This is a genomic window from Stenotrophomonas sp. UBA7606, from assembly GCF_002477705.1.
GTDB lineage: Bacteria > Pseudomonadota > Gammaproteobacteria > Xanthomonadales > Xanthomonadaceae > Stenotrophomonas.
This window is the reverse complement of the sequence record NZ_DLJW01000043.1, coordinates 44164-48411: the sequence shown is the minus strand read 5'-3', so window position 1 is coordinate 48411 and position 4248 is coordinate 44164. Positions and strand designations below refer to the sequence as shown.

Here is a 4248-nt window from a genome sequence, read left to right as displayed (position 1 = left end):
ATCGCGGTGATCGCCCTGCTCTCGGCGCTCAACGCCAACCTCTACGGTGCCTCGCGGATGATGTACTCGCTGGCCTCGCGTGGCGAAGCACCGCGCTGGCTGGGCCGCACCAACGCCCGCCAGGTGCCGCTGATCGCGGTGCTGGCCAGCGTGCTGTTCGGTTTCGGCGCGACCGTGCTGGAACTGCTGTACCCGGACAAGGTGCTGCCGGTGCTGCTCAACGTGGTCGGCTCGACCTGCCTGCTGGTGTGGACCCTGACCCTGGTCTCGCAGTTGATCCTGCGCCGCCGCGCCGAACGCAACGGCACCCCGTTGCCATTCAGGATGGCCGGTTTCCCCTACCTGACGGTGCTGGCGCTGGCCATCCTCGCGCTGATCTTCGCGCTGCTGTTGAGCACCCCGGAGACCCGCCTGCAGTTCCTGTCGATGGCCGTGTTCACCGCCTTCATCGCGCTGTGCAGCGGCCTGGCACGGCGCCTACGCCGCGCCTGACCGTACCCAAACAGGCCGTTGACGAGCCCGCCGCATCGGCGGGCTTGTTTTGCCGGCCGACTGACGGCAGGCTTCGCGCATCCGAGGCCCCGTCATGTCCCCCGATCCCCGCGTCGACGCCTACATCGCCAACGCCGCCGATTTCGCGCAACCCATCCTGCGCGAGATCCGGGCACGCGTGCACGCCGGTTGCAGCCAGGCCGAGGAAGCCATCAAGTGGGGCATGCCCAGCTTTCTGTACAAGGGCAAGCTGCTGTGCGGGATGGCCGCTTTCAAGGCGCATGCCACGCTGGGCTTCTGGCAACGCCAGACCGGCCCGGGCGACAACACCGAGGCCATGGGCCAGTACGGGCGCCTGCAGCACGCCCGGGACCTGCCGGACAAGCGCGCGTTCGCCGCGCAACTGCGCGAGGGCATGCGCCGCATCGACAGCGGCGTGAAGGCCCCGCGGCGTACGCCGCGGGCCGCCCTGCCGATACCGCCGGCCTTCGCCCAGGCGCTGGCCGCGGCCCCACAGGCCCAGGCCGCCTTCGACGGCTTCGCCCCCGGCTACCAGCGCGACTACCTGGAGTGGATCGGCGAGGCCAAGCGCGAAACCACCCGGCAACAACGCATCACCCAGGCCATCGCGTGGTTATCCGATGGCAAGCACCGCAACTGGAAGCACGAGAAGCATTGACGCAGGACGCGCCAGAGATTCCACTTCACCCGAAATCACGACCCCCAGCCCTACCGTCCCCCCATGATCGACCAAGAAGCCCTCATCCAGCGCGCCATCGACCCGTCATCCGTCAAGCTGGAAGGCACGCTGACCAATCCGCCGTCCTTCGGCGTGTACGCCATCGATACCGATGACGGCAGCACGCATTACCGCTTCGGCAGCCACCCGGTGCGCATGCACGAACTGGAAGACAAGTTCGGCGGCTGCGAGCTGGAATACCTGTTCCTCGCGCGCGAGGACGCCGCGGCGATGACCGCGGCGTTGAACCGTCCGGAAGACGAGGAAGGCTGAGCAACGGGGACGACGCCGGGCGCACTGGCTTCCCCCTCCCCGGCCCTCACCCCTGCCTGCGGCACAAGGCAGGGGGCCGTCCATGCGAACGGCCGGTCCACTGCAGTACCGCAATTGCCCCTCGCTTGTGCGGCAGGCATAGGGGAAAGGGGCAAGTGCCACCAACAAGCCCTTCAAACCCCAACCCCGGCTACTTCAGCCCAAGGCGTTTGGCCAGGCGATTCAGGTTGGCCCGATCCAACCCCAGCAGGCGCGCGCTCTCGGTCCAGTTGCCCGCCGTGCGCTCCAGCGTGGCGGCGATGCGCTGGCGCTGGAAATCATCCACGGCCTTGCGCAGGTCCTCGGCCTGCAGCGCTTGTCCGGCACCGGCCGGGGCCTGCACGCTGGCATCGCTGTGCACCGGCAACTCCAGCGCCGCCGCATCGACGGTGAGGATGCGCGGGCGCACCGTGCCGCTGGCTGCCAGCGCGCGCAGCACCGCACGACCGATCAGATGCTCCAGTTCCCGCACATTGCCCGGCCAGTCGTAGCCAAGCAGCGCGGCCTGGGCATCGGCGGACAGGCGCAGGCTGCGCAGGCCCATCCGCGAACGCGCCTCTTCGATGAAGAAGCCCGCCAGCAGCAGCACGTCGCGCTCGCGCTCGCGCAGCGGCGGCACCCGTAGCGGATAGGCGCCCAGGCGGTGGTACAGGTCGGCGCGGAAACGCCCCTGCCGCACCGCGTCGGCCAGGTCCAGGTTGGTGGCGGCGATCACCCGCACGTCCACCTGGTGCTCGCGGTCCGAGCCCACCCGCTGCAGTTGCCCGCTCTGCAGCACGCGCAGCAGCTTGGCCTGGCTGGCCAGCGGCAGCTCGCCGACCTCGTCCAGGAACAGCGTGCCGCCATCGGCCTGCTCGAAGCGGCCGATATGGCGCTTGTGTGCGCCGGTGAACGCGCCGGCCTCATGGCCGAACAGTTCGCTTTCCAGCAGTTCGGCCGGGATGGCGGCGGTGTTCAGCGCCACGAACGGCCCCTTCGCGCGCGGCGACTCGCGGTGCAGCGCGTTGGCCACCAGTTCCTTGCCGGTGCCGGTTTCGCCATTGATCAACACCGACAACGGCGCCTGCGCCAGCTTGCCGATGGCGCGGAACAATGCACGCATGGCCGGGGTGTCGCCGATCAGCTGCGGCGCGCCCTGGCCGGCCACGGCGGCCGGCGGTGGCGCCGCCGGCGGGTCTTCCACCAATGGCTCGGGCAGCGCGCGCCGGGCCAGTTCCACCGCATCGTCCAGGTCGAACGGCTTGGACAGGAACTCGTGCGCACCGCCGCGGAACGCTCCGGCGGTGCTGGCCACGTCGGTGTAGGCGCTCATCACGATGACCGGCAGCTGCGGATGCGCGGCCTTGAGTTTCTCCAGCAGTGCCAGGCCGTTGTCGCCAGGCATGCGTACGTCGGTGAACAGCAGGTCGGGCACCGGCCGGGTTTCCAGCGCGGCCAGGGCCGCCGCCGCATGCTCGAAGCCTTCGACGGTGTAACCGGCCTCGCGCAGCGCGGTGGTCAGCACGAAACGTACCGACCGGTCGTCATCGACCACCCAGACGGTGGCGGTGGTGGGGTCAGGCATCACGGGCCTCCTGTGTGCCTAGCGGCAGCAGCACGGTGAACACCGTGTGGCCGGGGCGCGAACGGTAACCGAGGGTGCCGCGGTGTTCGCGCGCCACCTGCTGGGCCAGCGCCAGGCCCAGGCCGGTGCCCTCGGCGCGGCCACTGACCAGCGGCAGGAACAGGTGCTCGGCCATGTCCTCGGGCACGCCGCGGCCGTCGTCGGCCACTTCCAGGCGCAGCGCCAACGGCTGGATCTGGTCGCCGATGCGCAGGCCGTGCTCGACCCGGGTGCGCAGCGTCACCACGGTGGCGCCGGCCTGGATGGCGTTGCGCACCAGGTTCCAGGCGGCCTGGGTCAGGCGGTCGGGGTCACCGTCGAACTCGGGGATGCTGGGGTCGTAATCGCGCTGGATACGCACCGACCAGCCCGCCTCGCTCTCGGCCAGGCGCAGCACCCGCTCCAGCGCGGCGTGGATGTTCATGGCCGCGTGCGGTCGTGCCGGGGCCGGTGACAGCAGCTGTTCGAGCAGGCCGTTGAGGCGTTCGATCTCCGCGCCGATCAGGTCGATCAACTCACGCTCGCCGGCGTCGCGGCCCTGGGCCCGGCGGGCCAGCAGCTGCGCGGCGCCCTTGAGCCCGGCCAACGGGTTGCGCAGCTCGTGGGCCAGGCCCTTGAGGGCGGCCGACAGTGCGCCGGGCAGCACCTGCGCCGGATCGGGCGCGACGAACTCGTCCACCGGGTAGGCCTCCAGCAGCCAGCCGCCCTCCTCCAGCCGGCTCAACCAACCCTCGGCGAAACGCGGGCTCTCGCCCGGCAGGGCCAGGATCAACCGATGCAGGCGCAGCACGTCGCGCTCGTCGCGGGCCAGGAAGTTGGCCAGGGCCTCGCCCTGCGCCTCCAGCGAGACCAGCGGCTGGCCGACCAGGCGGCGCACGCTCACGCCCATCCAGCGCGCGAAGGCCGGGTTGGTGCCAAGGATGCGGCCATCGGCGCTGGCCCAGGCCACGGGGGTGCCCAGCACGTCCAGCGCGGGGCGGTCATCAGGCATCGTCATTGCACCAATGTAGTGCAAAGGCGACCGGCTGGGCAGCATCGTCACGGCGGCTTGGCACCGCCAAGGCCACTATCCGCGCCATTGCGGCAAGTGACACTTCAGGGG

Annotated in this window: 5 protein-coding genes; 3 read left to right on the top strand and 2 right to left on the bottom strand. The window is 70.5% G+C overall.

Going from position 1 to position 4248, the window contains the following annotated elements:
- The 3 genes from B2527_RS06160 to B2527_RS06150 all read left to right on the top strand — a co-directional run.
- Positions 1 to 492: amino acid permease (locus tag B2527_RS06160; RefSeq protein ID WP_293706652.1), on the top strand; the 492-nt coding region annotated here is incomplete at its 5' end.
- A gap of 94 nt (positions 493 to 586) precedes the next feature.
- Positions 587 to 1171 carry a YdeI/OmpD-associated family protein gene (locus B2527_RS06155; RefSeq protein WP_293706651.1) on the top strand — a complete coding sequence of 195 codons (585 nt, stop codon included), beginning with the start codon at positions 587 to 589 and terminating at the stop codon, positions 1169 to 1171.
- A 63-nt stretch (positions 1172 to 1234) separates the two neighbouring features.
- A complete protein-coding gene (locus tag B2527_RS06150; protein WP_192287010.1) occupies positions 1235 to 1504 on the top strand; it encodes a hypothetical protein in 270 nt (89 codons plus the stop codon).
- Positions 1505 to 1694: 190 nt separating this feature from the next.
- On the opposite strand, the gene B2527_RS06145 is transcribed toward B2527_RS06150, so the two are convergent.
- Positions 1695 to 3110, bottom strand: coding sequence for a sigma 54-interacting transcriptional regulator (locus B2527_RS06145; RefSeq protein WP_414717014.1), 1416 nt, complete (start codon positions 3108 to 3110; stop codon positions 1695 to 1697).
- The gene (locus tag B2527_RS06140) at positions 3100 to 4137 is read right to left on the bottom strand and encodes a two-component system sensor histidine kinase NtrB (RefSeq protein ID WP_414717013.1); all 1038 of its coding nucleotides are present in this window, start codon (positions 4135 to 4137) and stop codon (positions 3100 to 3102) included. Before B2527_RS06140 ends, B2527_RS06145 begins: the two co-directional genes overlap by 11 nt.
- Positions 4138 to 4248 lie beyond the last annotated feature (111 nt).

Excerpts from the sequence above, each read along its gene's own strand:
- B2527_RS06140 (WP_414717013.1), bottom strand. The coding sequence starts at position 4,137 with ATGCCTGATGACCGCCCCGCGCTGGACGTGCTGGGCACCCCCGTGGCC.
- B2527_RS06155 (WP_293706651.1), top strand. The coding sequence starts at position 587 with ATGTCCCCCGATCCCCGCGTCGACGCCTACATCGCCAACGCCGCCGAT.
- B2527_RS06150 (WP_192287010.1), top strand. The coding sequence starts at position 1,235 with ATGATCGACCAAGAAGCCCTCATCCAGCGCGCCATCGACCCGTCATCC.